Genomic DNA, 18620 nt, shown 5'->3' on the forward strand with positions numbered 1-18620 from the left:
AGCGAGTTGAATTTGTATTGAACCAATCGAACATTGGTACGAACCATTGAACCCCATGGCAGCCAGCGGTCTCCCGGAAAATTCGACCCACGCCCTGGAGAAACTCCGGGGTCTGTTGGGCTCGGACAACCTGGAGCCAGACGGCAAGCTGCCGACCGAGCGCGCGCTTTCGGAGATGTTCGGCGTAAGCCGCCGTGCCATCAGGCGGGCCTTGGAAGTGCTGGAGGCCGAAGGCCGCATCTGGCGGCGCCAGGGATCGGGCACCTATGCCGGCCAACGCCCCGACGAATGGAGCCAGCATGTCGGTTCGCTGATCGCCGGCACCAACCTGATGGAAATCATGGAAGTGCGCCTGCGCGTCGAGCCACAGCTTGCTCAACTCGCTGCCATGCGCGCCAAACCCGATGATATCGACCGCATGTACGAGCTGACGAAAAAGATCTTCACAAGCGGCGATGCCGATAGCCGCGAACTCTGGGACGGCGCGTTGCATCGCCTGATCGCACAGAGCGCCGGCAATCAGTTCTTTCTGACAATCTTCGATGTCATCAACCATGTCCGCCAGGACGAGGCATGGCAAACCATTCGCGAATTGGCCCGCAGCATCAACAGGACACGCCCAGTAACCTATGCGCAACACGTGGCGATCATCGATGCGATCGCAGCCCGCGATCCAATCAGAGCTGCCGAAGCCATGCGCCAGCATCTGCTAGTGCTGCAGGAAAGCCTCATTCGCATCACCTCGCTGGACGCTCAACATCCGGAGAAGGAACTGGCCGAGGAGTTGAAATGACCATTGGCGTGCCAAGACGCCGGGACCGACGGCCGGAGAGGAAACCGGCCGGAAATGCATTGAAAACAAAATCATAACAGGAGAACATCATGAAGATCGCCAAATTCTTGACAGCGCTGGCCGCCGGCGCGTTGATCGCGCTGCCGGCCTGCGCTGTTGAATTGAAGATCGGCCTGCAGGACGATGCCGACGTGCTGGATCCGGCACAATCACGCACGTTTGTTGGCCGCATCGTCTACACGGCGCTCTGCGACAAGCTTGTGGACGTGACGCCTGACCTCAAATTCGTACCGCAGCTCGCTACCTCGTGGAAATGGTCCGCGGATGGCAAGCAGCTGACGATGGAACTGCGCCAGGGCGTAAAATTCCAGGACGAAACGCCATTTAATGCGCAGGCCGTGGTGGACACCATCCAGCGCAACCAGACGATGCCGGAATCGCGCCGCAAAAGCGAGCTTTCCTCCGTCGCAAAGGTCGAGGCAACGGGCGAATACGAAGTGACCTTCACGCTGAAGGCGCCTGACGTCACGCTGCTCGCCCAACTTTCCGACCGCGCCGGCATGATCGTGTCGCCGACGGCTGCCAAGGCATTGGGCGCGAAGTTCGGCGATCATCCGGTCTGCGCCGGTCCGTTCAAGTTCGTCGAGCGCGTGCAGCAGGACCGCATCGTGCTGGAGAAGTTCCAGGATTATTGGAACAAGGACAATATCTTCATCGACAAGGTGACCTACCTGCCGATCCCGGATACGACGGTTCGCCTCGCCAACCTGCGCTCGGGCGATCTCGACATGATCGAACGCCTTGCCGCGTCCGACATTGGCACAGTCAAGGGCGATTCCAATCTCTCCTATTCCGATGCCGTCGGGACGGGCTGGCTCGCGATCTACGCCAATGTCGGCAACGGCCCGCGCGCGGACAATCCGCTCGGCAAAGACAAGCGCCTACGCCAGGCCTTCTCGCTGGCAATCGATCGTGACGCTGCCATGCAGGTGGTCTTCGATGGTACCGCGCTTGCCGGCAATCAGCCCTTTTCGCCGAACAGCCCGTGGTACGATAAGGATATTCCCGTTCCGGCCCGCGATGTCGACAAGGCAAAGGCGCTGATCAAGGCTGCCGGTTTCGATCGCCTGCCGGTCGAAATTGCCGTCACCAACGATCCGGTTACTCTGCAGACCATGCAGATCATCCAGTCCATGGTCGCCGAAGCGGGTTTCGACGTCACTCTGCGACCGACCGAATTCGCCACGCTGCTCGATGCCCAGACTGGCGGCAACTACCAGCTCAGTCGTTCCGATTGGTCCGGCCGCGCGGATCCTGACGGCAACATCCAGCAGTTCGTGACGACCGGTGCTGGCCTCAACGACTCCAAGTACAGCAATCCGGAAGTCGACAAGCTGCTGCTCGAAGCGCGCCAGTCTCAGGACAATGCTGTACGCAAGCAGAAATATGATGCCGCCCAGGCGATCCTGAACGACGATCTGCCGATGATCTATATCGGCCACCAGGCATGGATCTGGGCCTATAACAAGAAGGTCACCGGCTTCGTGCCCTCGCCGGACGGCATGATCCGCCTCGTGGGCGTGAAGAAGAACAGCTAACGCAAAAGTGCCATGCAGAGTTCTGGGTTATCCTCCGCATGGCCCTCTCCCGCGATCGACGACGAAGTCAGGATCTGGTCATGTATACCTTCATCGGAAAACGGCTGCTGGTCGCCATACCGACGCTGCTGATCATTTCCATCTTCGTTTTCTCCCTGCAGAAGCTTCTGCCGGGCGATCCGGTCCTTTCGATGGCCGGCGAAGAGCGTGACCCGAAGATCATCGAGTTCCTCCGCGAGAAATACCGGCTGAACGATCCGGTGGTCTACCAGTACGGTTATTGGCTGAAGGGTGCTGTCAGCGGCGACCTCGGCATTTCGCTGCGCACCAACCAACCAGTGTTGACGCTGGTTGCCGAAAAGCTGCCGGTAACGATCCAACTCGCCGTCATGTCGATGATATTCGCCTTCGTCATCGGCATCCCCATGGGCATATTGGCGGCGGTCAAAAAGAATACCGTCATCGACTTTCTTGCCAATATCGTCGCCCTGTGCGGATTGTCCGTGCCGAATTTCTGGCTCGGGATCATGTTGATCCTGCTGATATCGGTGAAACTTCACTGGCTTCCGGCTTCCGGCTATCAACCGTTCTTCGATGATCCTCTGCGATCGATCCAGACCATGCTGATGCCGTCCTTCGTGCTCGGCAATGCGCTCGCCGCGACGCTGATGCGCCACACGCGCTCGTCGATGCTGAGCGTGCTCAGCACAGATTACATCCGCACGGCTCGCGCCAAGGGCCTTCCAGAAGCTGCCGTCGTTCTCAGCCACTCTTTTCGCAACGCCATACTGCCGGTTGTCACCGTCAGCACGCTGCTCTTCGGCGAACTGCTGGCGGGTGCCGTTCTGACCGAGCAGATCTTTACCATTCCCGGTTTCGGCAAGCTCATCGTCGATGCCGTCTTCAACCGCGACTATGCCGTCGTCCAGGGTGTCGTGCTCTGCACCGCCGTCGGCTTTATTGGGATGAATCTGATCGCCGATGTCCTTTATGTTCTCCTCAACCCACGCCTGAGGGCCGCCCTATGACCGCGATCCCGCAGACGTCAATTGCAGCCCCGGTTAAACGCGCGCCGAACCGCGCCTGGCGCAAATTGAAGGCCAACAAAGGGGCGCTGCTCGGCCTCGCCATCATCCTCTTCTTTGCCGCGCTCGCCATTCTGGCGCCGGTGTTGCCGCTGGCCGATCCGGTCGCGACGAGTTGGTCGACCATCCGCAAGGCGCCGTCGGCCGCCCATTGGCTCGGCACCGACGATATCGGCCGCGACATTCTCTCGCGCATGATCTGGGGGGCGCGCGCCTCTCTGATGGCCGGCATCTTTTCTGTCGCCATTGCGGTCGCCATCGGCGTACCCTTCGGCCTTATCTCCGGCTATTACGGCGGCTGGATCGACCAGATCGTCTCGCGCATCACCGAAGCTTTCCTGGCAATGCCCTTTCTCATCACCGCGATCGCGCTCGCCGCCTTTCTTGGGCCGAGCCTGACCAATGCGATGATTGCCATCGGACTTTCGGCGACGCCTGTCTTCGTGCGCCTGACGCGCGGCCAGGTGCTTGCGGTGAAAACGGAAGAATATGTCGAAGGCGCACGCTCGATAGGCCTGCGCCATTTCAGCATCATCATCCGCTACATCCTGCCGAACGTTTTTGCGCCTATCCTGGTGCAGGCAACGCTCACCATTGCAACGGCGATCATCGCCGAGGCCAGTCTCTCCTTCTTGGGCCTCGGCCAGCAACCGCCGGCGCCTAGCTGGGGATCGATGCTCAATGTCGCCAAGAACTACCTAGAGCAGGCGCCCTGGATGGCCATGTGGCCAGGCGCGGCCATTTTCCTCGTCGTCATCGGTTTCAATCTGCTCGGCGACGGCCTGCGCGACGCGCTCGACCCGCGCGAAGTATGAATTTTCGAAAGGACTTCTGCCATGACCGCATTTACAACTCGTCCTGAAATCCTAGGCACGTTTGGTGTCGTCACCTCCACCCACTGGATCGCCTCAGCGGTCGGGATGAGCATTCTCGAAAAGGGCGGCAACGCGTTCGATGCGGCGGTGGCGACAGGCTTCGTTCTGCAGATCGTCGAGCCGCATCTATGTGGGCCGGGCGGCGACATGCCTGCGGTCATCTATTCGAAGAAGAAGGACAAGGTTGAAGTCGTCTGTGCCCAGGGGACCGCTCCCGCCGGTGCCACCCTCGAGCATTATAAAGGCGAAGGCCTGTCGCTGATCCCCGGCGACGGCCTGCTCGCAACCGTTGTCCCCGGCGCCTTCGACGGCTGGATGCTGATGCTGCGCGACTACGGCAAGCTCACCGTCCGCGATGTCTTGGAACCGGCAATCCACTATGCCGAGCACGGTCATCCAGTGTTGCCACGTGTCTCTGCTACCATTGCCGGCCTCGCCGAATTCTATCGCAAAGAGTGGCCAAGCTCCTACGAAACCTGGCTGCCGGGCGGCTCGGCTCCCGAGCCTTGGTCAAACTTCAAGAACCCCATCCTTGCCGAAACCTGGAAGCGCATTGTCTCGGAAGCGGAAAGCAAGAGTGGCCGCGAGACGCAGATCGATGCTGCCCGCGACGCCTATTATCGCGGCTTCGTCGCAGAGGCGATCGACAGCTACGTGCGCGAGGCCGAAGTCATGGATGCGAGCGGCCAACGCCACAGGGGCGTACTGACCGCCGCCGACATGGCCAATTGGTCGGCAACGATCGAGGAGCCGCTGACCTATGACTATCATGGCTGGACGATCGCCAAGATCGGCCCCTGGGGTCAAGGCCCGGCCTTCCTGCAGACACTGTCGCTGCTGAAAGGCTTCAATCTCTCGGCCATGGATCCTGCCGGGGCGGATTTCGTGCACATCATCACGGAAGCCATGAAACTCGCTTTCGCCGATCGCGAGGTCTATTACGGCGATCCGAACTTCACCAAGGTGCCGCTCGATATCCTGTTGTCAAACGCCTATGCCGCGGAACGCAGCAAGTTGATCACCTCGGAGGCTTCCCATTCCCTGCGTCCCGGCAGGCTATCCGGCTTCGAAAACCAGTATGACCTCACTATGGATATGCTGGAAACGCCGGAGGCCAAGGGTGGCGCAGTCTACGAGCCGACGATGTCGCACCTGACGGAAAAGCGCGGCGACACCGTTCATATCGACGTCATCGACCGCGAAGGCAACATGGTCTCGGTAACGCCATCGGGCGGATGGCTGCAATCCTCGCCAGTCGTTCCCGGCCTCGGCTTCTGCCTCAATTCGCGTGCGCAGATGTTCTGGTTGAAACCCGGCCTGCCTTCGTCGCTCGCGCCCGGCAAGCGGCCACGCACCACGCTGACGCCATCGCTTGGCCTTTACGAGGGCCGCCCGACGCTCGCCTTTGGCACACCTGGCGGCGATCAGCAGGAGCAATGGCAGCTCGCCTTCTTCCTGCGCTATGCTCATCACCACATGAACCTGCAGGAGGCGATCGATCAGCCGCTGTTCCACACCTCGCATTTCCCGAGCTCCTTCTACCCCCGCACCCGCGACCCCGGCAGCATCACGGCGGAGGAAAATTTCGGCGCCGAGGTGCTCGACGCACTGCGCAAGAAAGGCCACAAGTTGACAGTTGCACCGGAATGGACGGTCGGCCGGCTGACCGCAGCGCGACGCGACGTAAGCGGCCTGCTGCGCGCGGCCGCCACGCCGCGTCTAATGCAGGCCTATGCGGTCGGGAGGTAAGCGCTTATGACCTGGTCGATCGTTACGCGCGAGCCGGAAACTGGCCACCTCGCCATCGCGGTTGCCACCCGCTTCTTCGCGGTCGGCAGCATCGTACCAAATATTCGCGGCGGCATTGGCGCCGTCGCGACGCAGGCGTTCAGCAGCCCGCTTTACGGCATCGATGGTCTGGCCATGCTTGCCACCGGCCATGCGCCGGAGGAAATCATCAAGACATTGACCGCCCGCGACGAAGGCCGCGAACAGCGTCAGTTCCACCTGATCGACAGCAAGGGCAAAAATGCCGCTTTCACTGGCGCCAAATGCATCGACTGGGCCGGGCATCTAATCGACCAAAATGTCTCGGTTGCCGGCAATATGCTGGCCGGTCCGCAGGTGATCGCAGAGACTTTGTCGACCTTCAAGAGAACAAAGGGCAAGCCGCTCGCCGAGCGGCTGCTCGAAGCCATGCGTGCCGGCGAGCACGCTGGAGGCGACAAGCGCGGCAAGCAATCGGCTGCTTTGGTGATCTATCGCGACCAGGACTATGCCTGGCTGAACATCCGCGTCGATGACAGTGCCGATCCGCTGACCGAGCTCGAGCGGCTCTATGCCGTCGCACAGGAACGCTACCTGCATGTTGCCGAGACCACGCCCACCCGGCAGAACCCGAGCGGCATGATCGACCGCCGCGAGATCGACGAAAAGATCGCGGCGCTCGAGGCCGCAAGGATTGCCGAAGGCCGCGCGTCAGCCTCCTTCGCCACGTCGCCAAAGCCGTCATGAGCGGCGCCGCATAATGCCTGATACGATACGCTAGATCATAAAGGTGAGCCCATGACAGACGTAGCCGCTCAGCAGACGAACATAGACGCAAACCCCGTCCTCTCCGTCTCGAACCTGACGACATCGTTCCTTGCCGACGGCGAATGGCGCACGGTCGTGAAGAACATCTCCTTCGATGTCATGCCGGGCGAAACGGTGGCGATTGTCGGAGAATCCGGCTCCGGCAAGAGTGTCACGTCGCTTTCGATCATGCGGCTGCTCGCCAGGGACGGCAGCCGCATCGAAGGCTCGATCAAGATCAACGGTCGCGACATACTTTCGCTCTCGGACAATGAAATGCGCAAGGTGCGGGGCAAGGATGTCGCCATGATCTTCCAAGAGCCCATGACTAGCCTCAATCCGATCTTCACCATCGGAAGGCAGATTTCCGAGGCGCTTACGTGCCATGGCGATATCTCCAAGGCCGAAGCCAAGGCCCAGACCATCCGCCTGCTCGAAAAAGTGCGCATTCCGAACGCATCCTCCCGCTTTGACGAATATCCGCATCAGTTTTCCGGCGGCATGCGCCAGCGCGTCATGATCGCGATGGCGCTGGCCTCCCGCCCGAAACTTCTGATTGCCGACGAACCGACGACGGCGCTCGACGTCACCATTCAGGGGCAAATCCTCGATCTCATCAAGGTTCTGCAGGAAGAGGAAGGCATGTCCGTCCTTTTCATCACGCACGACATGGGCGTCGTTGCCGAAATTTCCGACCGAACCATCGTCATGTATCGCGGCGAAGCGGTCGAGACCGGCAACACCGACGCTATCTTCCATCGCGGCCAGCACCCCTATACCCGCGCCCTCCTCTCTGCCGTGCCGCGGCTTGGCTCGATGAAAGAGCAGCCGCAGCCGCTGCGCTTCCCAATCGTCGACGCAAGCACCGGTGAGCGGACGGAGCCGACCGCGCTCGCCGGTACGGTTGATCGCGGCAAGACGCCGATTCTCGAGGTGAAGAATCTCGTGACCCGTTTCAATATTCATGGCGGGCTGCTCGGACGCACCACTGGCGCTATCCACGCCGTCGAGAACGTTTCCTTCGATCTTGCCCAGGGCGAGACGCTGTCGCTCGTCGGCGAATCCGGCTGTGGCAAATCGACGACCGGACGCTCGATCATGCGCCTGATCGATCCCAATGCCGGGGAAGTCCGTCTCGACGGCTACGACGTGATGAAGCTCGATGCGCACAATCTGCGCCGCATGCGCCGCAGCATCCAGATGATCTTCCAGGATCCGTTCGCCAGCCTCAACCCACGCATGACCATCGGCGCCGCTGTCGCCGAGCCATTCATCGAACACGGGCTCGGCACCCGAGCCCAGGCGCGCGAGAAAGCCGCCGACCTCTTGGAGCGTGTCGGGCTGACGGCCGATATGATGTCGCGCTACCCGCATGAATTTTCCGGCGGCCAGCGTCAGCGCATCTGCATTGCCCGTGCGCTCGCTCTCGACCCGAAGGTCATTGTGGCCGACGAAAGCGTCTCGGCTCTCGATGTCTCGATCAAGGCACAGGTCTGCAACCTCTTGATGGACCTGCAGCAGAGCCTCAATCTCGCTTACCTCTTCATCTCACACGACATGGCGGTCGTCGAACGAGTGAGCCATCGCGTCGCGGTGATGTATCTCGGCGAGATCGTCGAGATCGGCCCGCGTGCCTCGGTATTCGAAAACCCGCAGCATCCCTACACGAAGAAACTGATGGCGGCCGTCCCGGTGCCGGATCCCTCACGACGCGGCATCAAGCGCAATCTCGCCGTCGACGAGCTGAAGAGCCCGGTGCGGCCAGTCGGCTATAGTGCGCCGGCGCGCCAATATCGGGAGGTTGCGAATGGCCACCTGGTGCGGCTGGACGAGGCAGCGTAACGCAATCGTGCGGTTGACTTCTGCGGGCTCCAGCGTTGATATCGGCGGCCCGTTTTCAAAATGATTTGGAGTGATTGTGATGACTGATACCGTGCTCGATATTCCGGTGAAGAGGATTGACGGCAGCGAGACCACGCTTGCCGACTATCGCGGCAAGGTCATCATGGTCGTCAATGTCGCCTCCAAATGCGGACTGACGGTGCAATATGAAGGGCTGGAAAAGCTCTATGAGGACAAGCGCAACGACGGTCTCGTCATCGCTGGCTTTCCTGCCAATGATTTCAAAGGCCAGGAGCCCGGCACGAATGACGAGATCCTGAGCTTCTGCACCCTGACTTATGACGTTCAGTTTCCGATGTTTTCCAAGATCGCGGTGACAGGCGAGGATCGGCATCCGCTCTACGACAGCCTGATCGCTTCCGGCATCGAAACGACGGGTGACGGGCCGATGCGGGAACGCCTTGCCGAACACGGTCTGCATACCGGACAGGACGGCGGCATCGTCTGGAATTTCGAAAAATTCCTGATCAGCCGCGACGGCAAGGTTGCTGCGCGCTTTGCACCTGACGTTACGGCAGACGATCCGCGATTGCTCGCCGTTCTGGAAAAAGAGCTGGCCCGCGCCGGCTGAGGCAGTCCGCGCAGCTCCAAAAATACAGCGTGATCTCAATAGGTTACGCCTTTCCAGAAGGGCCAGCCGAGGGTGCTTAGCCCGGTCGTATCATTGCCACCCCTCCCACCCCGGAGTACATTCCGACTTCCGAATATATCCGGACGGAACGACTGCATCAGTTCTGATGGGAGGAGGATGTCATGCGCGAACCTGATATGCAGAAACTCGACGCCCTCGTCGGACGCCTGGTCGGCGATCTCGGCGCTGCGGTTTCGGGCGTGTTGGTGACACTTGGGGATCATCTGGGCCTGTTCAGGGCCATGGCGGACGGCACACCGATGACCTCGGCGGAATTGGCTGACAAGGTCGGCGTGAAGGAGCGCTATGTGCGTGAATGGCTGTCGGCCCAGGCTGCGGCGGAGTATGTCAGCTATGACGAAAAGAATGAGCGCTTCTACCTGACGCCCGAACAGGCCATGGTGTTTGCGGAGGAAAACAGTCCCGCCTTCTTCACCGGCGCTTTCGACGTCGTTCAATCCATGTGGCTCGACGAGCCGAAAATCGTCAATGCTTTCAAGACCGGTAGCGGTCTTGGCTGGCATGAACACAGCGCCTGCCTGTTCCGCGGCACGGAGCGATTCTTCCGGCCGGGCTACAACAGCCATCTCGTTTCGGAATGGATTCCCGCGCTGAAGGGCGTACAGGAAAAGCTTCAAGCCGGTGCGGCTGTCGCCGATGTCGGCTGCGGCCATGGTGCCTCGACCATCTTGATGGCGCAGGCCTATCCCAACTCGACCTTCTTCGGCTTCGACTATCACCTGCCCTCGATCGAGCGGGCGAAAGCGGCGGCGAAGGAGGCGGGTGTCGATGGACGCATCACCTTCGAGCAGGCGAGCGCCAAGGATTTTCCGGCTGCGGGCTACGACCTCGTGGCGATGTTCGATTGCCTGCACGACATGGGCGACCCTGTCGGCGCCGGCAGACATGTCAAGGAAAGTCTCGCCGACGACGGCACGTGGATGATCGTCGAGCCCTTTGCGCATGATTGCCTGAAGGACAATCTCAATCCCGTCGGCCGTGTCTACTACGGCGCATCGACGATGATTTGCACGCCGGCCTCGCTGTCGCAGGAAGTCGGGCTGGGTTTGGGCGCGCAAGCCGGCGAGATGAAACTGCGCAAGGTTGCCATGGACGCGGGCTACTCGCATTTCCGCAAGGCAACCGAAACGCCGTTCAACATGGTCTTCGAAGTGAGGGCATGAACACTACGGCCGCGCGCTGCGTCGAGCGGGCGGCCGCAGCTTGATCTTTTATAGACGCCGGCCGTCTTCGCCGAACAGCGATGCCAGCGCCGGCTGGAAATAGACCGGCTGCTCGCTCTCCAGTGCAACCTCCTCGTCGGCATCGATACGCACCGACATGGTCTCCTTGCCGATCTGACCCCAGACCAAATTGTCCGAGCCCATGGGCTCGACGATGCTGAAGGTTGCAGGCAGGCTGGACATGCGGCCATTGGAAGCGGCAAACTGCATCTGTTCCGGCCGTACACCGAGCGTTGCGGGGCGACCTTCGCCGGGCGTGCCCGAGAATTCATAGCCATTCAGATCGATCTTGCGGCCGTCGGGCAAAATGAAGGCAGGCGTGCCGCCATTGCTCGTGACCTGCCCCGACAGGAAGTTCATGGACGGCGAGCCGACAAAGCCGGCGACAAAACGGTTGACCGGCCGGCGATAGATTTCCTTCGGTGCCGCGAACTGCTGGATGACGCCGCCGCTCATGACAGCGATACGGTCAGCGAGCGTCAGTGCCTCGATCTGGTCGTGCGTGACATAGATCATCGTCGAACCAAGCCCGGCATGCAGCCGCTTCAACTCGACACGCAGCTCGGTGCGCAGCTTGGCGTCGAGGTTGGAAAGCGGCTCGTCGAACAGGAAGACATCGACGTCGCGCACCAGTGCGCGGCCAATAGCGACGCGCTGGCGCTGGCCGCCGGAAAGTTCGCCTGGCCGGCGTTTGCGCAACGGGTCGATCTGCAGGATCTGCACGGCGCGATCGACACGCTTGGCGATCTCGTCCTTGTCCATGCCGGCGATGCGCAGTCCGAAGGAGAGATTTCCCTCGACCGTCATCGTCGGATAGAGCGCATAGGACTGAAAGACCATGCCGATGCCTCGGTCTTTCGGCTCCTCCCAGGTAACGTTCCTGTCGCCGATCCAGATCTGGCCGCTGCTGATGTCGGTGAGGCCGGCAATGGCGTTGAGCAATGTGGACTTGCCACAGCCGGAGGGCCCGAGAAGGACGATAAACTCGCCCGACTGGATTTCAATATTCAACGATTTCAGAACGCTGACGGTGCCGAAATCGATAGCGAGTTCGCGAATGGAAACATTGGCCATGAGTTATCCCTTGACTGCACCCGCGGTGATACCGCGCACGAACCAGCGACCCGAACCGAAATAAACGATCAGCGGAACCAGAGCCGTGAGGATAGTCGCCGCCATATTGACGTTGTAAAGCTTCTCGCCCTGGGTCGAATTGACGATATTGTTGAGCTGAACCGTCATCGGAAAGTTTTCCCGGCCGGCGAAAACGACGCCGAAAAGGAAGTCGTTCCAGATGCCGGTGACCTGCAGGATCCCCGCCACCACAAGGATCGGGATCGACATGGGGAGCATCAGCCGGAAGAAGATCTGCCACAGTCCCGCGCCATCGACACGGGCGGCCTTGAACAACTCCATCGGCAGGCTGGAATAATAGTTGCGAAACAGCAGCGTCAATACCGGCAAGCCGAAGACCGTATGGGTGATGATGATGCAAGGAAGCGTCGAATAGACGCCGACGCCGCGGTAGATGAGCACCAGCGGATAGATGAACACCTGATAGGGAATGAAAGCGCCAAGCAACAGGATGGCAAAGAGAACATTCGCTCCCCTCACCCGCCAGAAAGACAGCGCATAGCCGGTCAGTGACGAAATGAAGATCGACATTATCATGCTCGGTATCAGGATCTTCACCGAATTCCAGAAGCCGACGCTGATGCCGCCGCACTCAAGGCCCGTACAAGCCGTGCTCCACGCCTGCACCCAGGCTTCGCCGGTCCAGACTTGCGGAAAGGCGAAGATATTGCCTTGCCGGATTTCCGGCATGGATTTCAGCGAGGTGACGATCATCACATAGAGCGGCAGGAGGAAGAACAGCGCCGCTATCACAAGAAAGGCATAGAGGCCGATGCGCGCCGGGGACAGATGCTGCGGCTTATGCCCCGACGGACCGTCCATAACCTTTGCGACGGAAGATGGCATTGTCATCAGTTCCCCCTTGGTTTTTCACGGAAATATTCGTAGTAGAGCCACGGCGTGACCAGAATGACCACGGTGATGAACATGACCGTCGAGGCACTGGTTGCAAGACCGATATTGCCGCGGCCGAAGAGGTAATCCATGATGAATTTTCCCGGCACCTCGGTCGATATTCCCGGTCCGCCGCCGGTGGTCGCCAGTACCAATTCGTAGACCCTGACCACGGCGATCGCCAGTAGCACGCTGGCGGTGATGATGGTCGGTCTCAGGATTGGAATGACGATGTGGAGATAGACGCGCCATGTCGGTATGCCGTCGATGCGTGTCGCCTTCCAGAGTTCACGATCGACGCCGCGCAATCCCGCCAGCATGATCGCCATGACCAATCCGGACGATTGCCAGATGCCGGCAAGTACGATGACATAGAGTGCCAGGTCGCTTTGGACGATCCAGTCAAAGCGGATCCAAGTGAACCCGACCGCGTCGGCGACCCTTTGCAGGCCGAGCGTCGGGTTCATGATCCATTGCCAGACGAGCCCGGTAACAATGAAGGACATCGCGAAGGGATAGAGGAAGATCGTCCGGAACGTATTTTCGAAGCGGACCTTCTGATCAAGCGCGACAGCCAGAAGAAAGCCGAGGATCAGGCAGCCAGCAATGAAGAGTACGCCGAAGACGACGACGTTCTGCAGCGATATCAGCCAGCGTGCTGTCGTGAACAGTCGTTCGTACTGTTTGGTGCCGACAAAGATGTTTACCGGCAGCACCTTGCTGTCGGTAAACGATATCCAGATGTTCCAGACAACCGTCACGACATAGGCGAGCAACACGATGATAAAGGCTGGGAACAGCGCAATATAGGCGGAAAGATGTCTCTTCTTCTTGGTGGCAGCCTTCCCAGCGACGGTCGCGGCGAGGGCTCCGGCAGCAGTTTGCGGGGTACTCATGGATATAGCTCCTCCAGCGCATTCATGGAAACCGGCGGCAGGGTAGGCCCCACCGCCGCATGGATGTCGGATGAGGCTTACTTCGCCTGTTCGATGACCTTTGCGAACTGCTCAGCGAACTGGTCGGCCGTCATGCTCGGCGTGGTCCAGTACTGTGCGACAAGGTCCTGTTCGGTCTGAACGATGTCCTGCGCGGTGAGCACATCCGGCGCCAGGATCTGCCGGGTCGGATCCTTGAGCGCCATCAGGCCCTTCTGCGCGCAGGCGTCGAGCTTGGACGTGTCAACGTCGAGGCGGACCGGCACGGAGCCCTTCTTGGAGTTGAAGGCGAGCTGGCCTTCCTTGGACATAATCACAGTCGCAAGCAGCGTCTGGGCATCGGTCGCCTTCGCATCCTTCAGGACCGGGAAGACGAAGATATCGCCACCCATCATGAAGTTGGATTCACCCGGTCCGAGAATGCAACCGAAATCCTTGTCGGCAACCATGTTGGCATGGATGAACTCGCCCTTTGCCCAGTCGCCCATGAACTGGATGCCGGCCTTGCCGTCGATCAGCATGCCGGTCGCCACGTTCCAGTCACGGTTCGGGCTGCCCGGATCCTGATAGTTGCGCAGCTTCGCGAAGACTTCCGCTACGTGCTTGAATTTGTCGGACTTGACGGCATCAGTGTCGAGATCCTTCCAGACCTTGGCGTACAGGTCTTTGCCGCCCTCGCCAAGCAGAATGGAGTTAAACATCGACTGAAGCTGCCAGGGCTGGCCGCCGACGGCGACAGGAATGAGGCCAGCGGCCTTGATCTTGTCGAGAGCGGCAAACATCTCTTCCCAGGTCTTCGGCTCCGAGGTCACGCCTGCCTTCTGGAAGACAGCCTTGGAATAGAAGATCCAGTTCTGGCCATGATTGTTGATCGGTGCGCCGTAGATATGACCCTGAAACTGGATGGCTTCATAGAAGGCGGGCGTCAGCGCCGATTTCCAGTCCTGTTGCTTGGCAAGATCGTCGAGCGGACGCAGCAGACCCTGCTGTGCCAGGTCGTTCATCTGCGTGCCAGTGTTGAACTGCATCGCCGTTGGCGGGTTGCCACCGATGATTCGGTTAATGCCGATCGGACGCGCGGTCGAGCCGGACCCCGCGATCGCGGTGTCGACCCATTGGCCACCGGCGGCATTGAATGTATTGGCGAGCTCCCGCACAGCGGCGGCTTCGCCGCCAGATGTCCACCAGTGTAGGACCTCGGCTCTCTTTCCTTCAGCCTGAGCGCCGGTGACGCCCAGCGCGATCAGCGCCGTTGCGCCAACCAATGCCATTAACAATCCACGCATATGCTCCTCCTCCATTTATGGCGTTCTTCTGAACGCCTGTATTTCAGCCGCCGCCGTCTCAAGACCATCGGGTGCCGAATGCTGTGGCCCTCCAAAACCGCGCCGCCGGGCCTCCATTCCCCGCAGCGAACAGGCAATGCTTCCTCGGCATTGCCCGCTCGTCAAGTGTGCAGTCTGGGAGGACTGCCAATTCTCCTAACTCTCTATAACCCAGCCTATGCGAAACGTCCCTCACTAATTGCACGCGGGATCGGATCCGGCCGGCCGCAACTGCTGTGGATTGCAACCACCTTGCGCGACTGAGCGGAACGCTCGAAAGCCGTCATCACTTCCAACGCGTGGAAGGCGAGTTCGGACGATACGCGATGCTGGCGCCCGGCGCGAAGGGAATCTACCATTTCGGCCGCCCCCAAACCACGCAGTCCGAGATGGCCCGGCACGCCTTCAGTATAGGGATGGTCCACAGGCACCTCTTCCCAAGCCTCGCCGCCATCGCGGAATATCTCAACCTTACCGGTAAAGTTGTTCGGGTCTGGTGTTACCATGCTTCCTTCGGAGCCGTAAATCTCGATTTGGTTGTGTTTGTGTTTGATGACATCGAAACTTGTGGCGATGGTTATCGTCGCTCCGCTGTGGAACTCCATCACACCGGTCAAATGCGTTGGCACCAGCACCTTGATCGTCTCGCCGCGCCGCGGCTCGGTCTTCACCGTGCGTTCGATTCGGGTGATCTTGGCGGCACCGAAGACTTCACGCACCGGTCCGAGCAACGCGATCAGATTGGTAACGTAGTAAGGACCGACGTCTAGCATTGGTCCGCCGCCGCGGCCATAGAAGAACGCCGGGTTCGGGTGCCAGTGCTCGTGGCCGGGCAGAAGCAGCATGGCGGTTGCCGATACCGCCTTGCCGATCCGCCCTTCATCGAACAGGCGGCGCGTCAACTGATGGCCGCCGCCGAGGAAGGTATCTGGCGCGCAACCGAGGCGCAGGTCGCTGGCGCGAGCAATCGAGATTAGTTCTTCGGCTTCCGCAATGCTGATACCAAGCGGCTTTTCCGAATAGACATGCTTGCCGGCGAGAAGCGCCTTCTTGCTGATCGAGTAATGGGAAGTCGGCGTTGTCAGATTGATGATCAGGCCGATTTCCGGATCGGCGAGCATGGCATCAAGGGAGACGGCCTGAAGGCCGAATTGTGCGGCAAGCTTTTTTGCCGGTTCCTCGTAAAGGTCGTAGATCGATTTGACCCGGATGAAATCGAACATATGCAGGGTTGCGACATAGGTAGCGCTGATATTGCCGGCGCCGACGATGCCGACTTTCATGGGTGCAGTGCTCATGGATATGACCTCTAAGAAATGGTGATGTTGAGTTCAGCGGCGGCATCGCGCAGATAGTTCATGCCGCGCCGCATCTCCTGATCGAATTCAGGCGTCGCCTCGCGGAAATGTGTCCAGTGCGAGGCCCCTGGCGCATCCTCCAGCTCCAGTGTGATCGGGCCGCAGTAGCCGATCGCCTGCAGAGCGGCGAAAATTGCCTTCCAGTCGATCTTGCCGCGGCCGGGACGCCAATGGGCGTTGGTGTGGCCTTCATTGTCGGAAAAATGCGTGTTGAAGATGCGATCGCCAAGCGCGAGCACGACGTAGTGCGGCATGTCGCCAGCCGGGAAAAGATGGCTCGGATCGAAGTTCAGGCCGAGGTTTGAAGCGCCGGTGCGCTCGATTAGCCGTAGCATGCCCTGGCCGGAGCTAACCCAGCGATAGGGATGCGGCTCGATGGCGACGCGCAGACCGGCTGAGCCGGCGATTTCGCATGCCTTGGCAAAACCCTCGACCACGGCATTGTATTCCGCCGTCCAGTCCCATTGCGGCTCGACCGCCGCCGTCCACTCCTGAGAGATCGGCCGCTGCAGGATCGGCTTGACGTCAGACTGAAAGGGATAGGGCGTCATGCTGGTTATGATCGGGGCACCGATCTCGGCCACGACATCGACGCCGCGCTTGTAGCCGTCGAGATCGACGCTGGAAAAGGCAGCACCCGCCTGGCGGCTGAAGGGCAGGTTGAAGAAGAAGTTGGTGAGCGACAACCCCTCACCCTCGGCGATTTCTTTCAGACCGCGGATCGTCGCCGGCGTGTAATAGGCCAGCATGTCGACCGACCAGGCGGTGAGCTCGAAACCCTTGCAGCCGGTGCAAGCGAGCCGCTTCAGCGGCGCCTCATAAGGCGGGTTCCAGTTGAACGTCCAAATTGGTGATCCGAAAAAAAGCGAGCCTGCGCCCACGACATCATCCTCCCATTAAATTTGGTGGCAGCAAAGGAAACCCGAGGCTCCCGTCCTCTTGCTGACTGCCCTTGCCGGCATGGAGCCTCTTACCCCTCCATTCCGCAATCCGTAACGTTACGAATGATAGATAACTTCAGCTCTGTCAAGCAGCCTTTTTCCGACAATTGCGCACGGATGCTACGGCAGTAGCTGAGATGAAAACGTTACGGATGTTTTTGGCCAAACTTCTCCGTCAAGCGGAAAGTGCCTGACTATCGTGATCTACAAATTCGGCACTGATGAGTTCGCGCAGATCGCTTGGATCATCGCCGCCAATCGCCCGGTATAAGAAGGATGCCAGACGCTCGCCAATGGCATAGTTGGAATAGTAAAACGCGCTGAGCGGTGGATTGAAGAAATCGTGCAATCGGGTGCCGCCATAGGTGATCACACCGAAATCCTTGCTCACACTCCGGCCGACCTTGCGCAAGCCGGCCAGGAAGCCAAGCGCGGCCTCTTCGCTGGCGACAAAGGCACCGGTCGCTTCGGGATGCCAGGCGATTATATTTTTCGCCAATTCCTGGCCGCTGTCCGGTGTCGTCGCTGCAAAATGGATGAGATCGTCCGGAACGGTAAGGTTGCGTGCGGTAAAGGTTTTGCTCCAGCCTTTGACGAATTGCAGGCTGTAGGTGAACTGGCTGGACGGCGCGATCAAGAGCGGCCTGTGATGGCCGGCATCCAAGAGCAGCCGCGCCGCTTCCGCACCAATCGCCTCATGATCGAGATCGACGTTTGAATGGACACTTAAAAGCTCGGTGCGCCCAAAGGTGACGAAGGGCGTGCCGACCTCCAGCAAATACTTGACGCGGTCGTCCTGCGGTCTTGTGTGGGTAATGATGACGCCGTCGACGGAGCCCTCTTCGACGAGATCGCGAACCGTCGCCAAGGGGTCGTCAGCCTGCAATTGCGGCACCACCGTGGTACGATAGCCATAGCCCTTCATATGGCGCGATACCCCTTCGACCAGCGAGGCAATGACGATGTTCATCTCGCCTTCGCGTTCGAAGGGCAAGACGATGCCGATTGCGTGGGTTTTGCCAGTCCGCAGGTTGAGGCCGCCGAGATTTGGGCGATAACCGAGTTCGCCGGCTACTCGCTTTACCAGTTCGATCGTTTCGCGGTTGACCTCGGGTCCCTCCTTCAGGGCACGACTGACGGTCGTGATCGACAGGCCGAGCGCAGTTGCAACCGTGCGCAGCGTCACACGCTGACCCGGATCCCGCCGCAAGCCACGCCCCGTTCCCAATCCTTGCACTTTCGATAATTCCCTTCGCTAGGCATCAATTTCCCGACAATGCCCGCTGTCGAACGCGCGTGCAAGGATCACTCTTGGGGCCACGCGGCGCCAT

The 18620-nt window shown here is 60.0% G+C and carries 16 protein-coding genes; 9 read left to right on the forward strand and 7 right to left on the reverse strand.

Annotation, left to right across the window (positions count from 1 at the left end; all coding sequences use genetic code 11):
* Positions 1-55 precede the first annotated feature (55 nt).
* From PY650_RS21455 to PY650_RS21495, 9 genes are all read left to right on the forward strand, one after another.
* Positions 56-793, forward strand: coding sequence for a FadR/GntR family transcriptional regulator (locus PY650_RS21455; RefSeq protein WP_285881562.1), 738 nt, complete (start codon positions 56-58; stop codon positions 791-793).
* Positions 794-882: 89 nt separating this feature from the next.
* On the forward strand, positions 883-2391 hold the full coding sequence (locus PY650_RS21460) for an ABC transporter substrate-binding protein (RefSeq protein WP_285881563.1): 1509 nt from the start codon (positions 883-885) through the stop codon (positions 2389-2391).
* A gap of 80 nt (positions 2392-2471) precedes the next feature.
* Positions 2472-3419: an ABC transporter permease gene (locus PY650_RS21465; protein WP_285881564.1), complete on the forward strand. Its 948-nt coding sequence runs from the start codon at positions 2472-2474 to the stop codon at positions 3417-3419.
* Positions 3416-4291 (forward strand): ABC transporter permease, encoded by an 876-nt coding sequence (locus tag PY650_RS21470; protein WP_285881565.1) that lies wholly within the window; start codon positions 3416-3418, stop codon positions 4289-4291. Before PY650_RS21465 ends, PY650_RS21470 begins: the two co-directional genes overlap by 4 nt.
* A 21-nt stretch (positions 4292-4312) precedes the next feature.
* Positions 4313-6100, forward strand: a complete 1788-nt coding sequence (locus tag PY650_RS21475; RefSeq protein WP_285881566.1) for a gamma-glutamyltransferase family protein — start codon at positions 4313-4315, stop codon at positions 6098-6100.
* 6 nt (positions 6101-6106) lie between these two features.
* Entirely contained in the window at positions 6107-6865 is a 759-nt protein-coding gene (locus tag PY650_RS21480; RefSeq protein WP_285881567.1) for a DUF1028 domain-containing protein, read from the forward strand.
* Between the two features lie 51 nt (positions 6866-6916).
* A complete protein-coding gene (locus PY650_RS21485) occupies positions 6917-8767 on the forward strand; it encodes an ABC transporter ATP-binding protein (RefSeq protein WP_285881568.1) in 1851 nt (616 codons plus the stop codon).
* Between the two features lie 79 nt (positions 8768-8846).
* Positions 8847-9398, forward strand: coding sequence for a glutathione peroxidase (locus tag PY650_RS21490; RefSeq protein ID WP_285881569.1), 552 nt, complete (start codon positions 8847-8849; stop codon positions 9396-9398).
* 182 nt (positions 9399-9580) lie between these two features.
* Positions 9581-10642, forward strand: a complete 1062-nt coding sequence (locus tag PY650_RS21495; RefSeq protein ID WP_285881570.1) for a class I SAM-dependent methyltransferase — start codon at positions 9581-9583, stop codon at positions 10640-10642.
* Between the two features lie 48 nt (positions 10643-10690).
* Here PY650_RS21495 and PY650_RS21500 read toward each other — a convergent pair whose 3' ends face one another.
* The 7 genes from PY650_RS21500 to PY650_RS21530 form a co-directional block, all read right to left on the reverse strand.
* A complete protein-coding gene (locus PY650_RS21500) occupies positions 10691-11776 on the reverse strand; it encodes an ABC transporter ATP-binding protein (RefSeq protein ID WP_285881571.1) in 1086 nt (361 codons plus the stop codon).
* Between the two features lie 3 nt (positions 11777-11779).
* Complete coding sequence (locus tag PY650_RS21505; protein WP_285881572.1) at positions 11780-12688, reverse strand: carbohydrate ABC transporter permease; 909 nt, start codon at positions 12686-12688, stop codon at positions 11780-11782.
* Positions 12688-13626 carry a carbohydrate ABC transporter permease gene (locus tag PY650_RS21510; RefSeq protein ID WP_285881573.1) on the reverse strand — a complete coding sequence of 313 codons (939 nt, stop codon included), beginning with the start codon at positions 13624-13626 and terminating at the stop codon, positions 12688-12690. The genes PY650_RS21505 and PY650_RS21510 overlap by 1 nt, the downstream gene beginning before the upstream one ends.
* A 77-nt stretch (positions 13627-13703) precedes the next feature.
* Positions 13704-14951 (reverse strand): ABC transporter substrate-binding protein, encoded by a 1248-nt coding sequence (locus PY650_RS21515; RefSeq protein WP_285881574.1) that lies wholly within the window; start codon positions 14949-14951, stop codon positions 13704-13706.
* A gap of 215 nt (positions 14952-15166) precedes the next feature.
* Positions 15167-16288, reverse strand: a complete 1122-nt coding sequence (locus PY650_RS21520) for a Gfo/Idh/MocA family protein (RefSeq protein ID WP_285881575.1) — start codon at positions 16286-16288, stop codon at positions 15167-15169.
* A gap of 11 nt (positions 16289-16299) precedes the next feature.
* Positions 16300-17229, reverse strand: coding sequence for a sugar phosphate isomerase/epimerase family protein (locus PY650_RS21525; RefSeq protein WP_285881576.1), 930 nt, complete (start codon positions 17227-17229; stop codon positions 16300-16302).
* A gap of 235 nt (positions 17230-17464) precedes the next feature.
* Positions 17465-18499, reverse strand: coding sequence for a substrate-binding domain-containing protein (locus PY650_RS21530; protein WP_285881577.1), 1035 nt, complete (start codon positions 18497-18499; stop codon positions 17465-17467).
* Positions 18500-18620 lie beyond the last annotated feature (121 nt).

The organism is Martinezella calliandrae (genome assembly GCF_030272695.1).
Taxonomy (GTDB): domain Bacteria; phylum Pseudomonadota; class Alphaproteobacteria; order Rhizobiales; family Rhizobiaceae; genus Rhizobium; species Rhizobium calliandrae.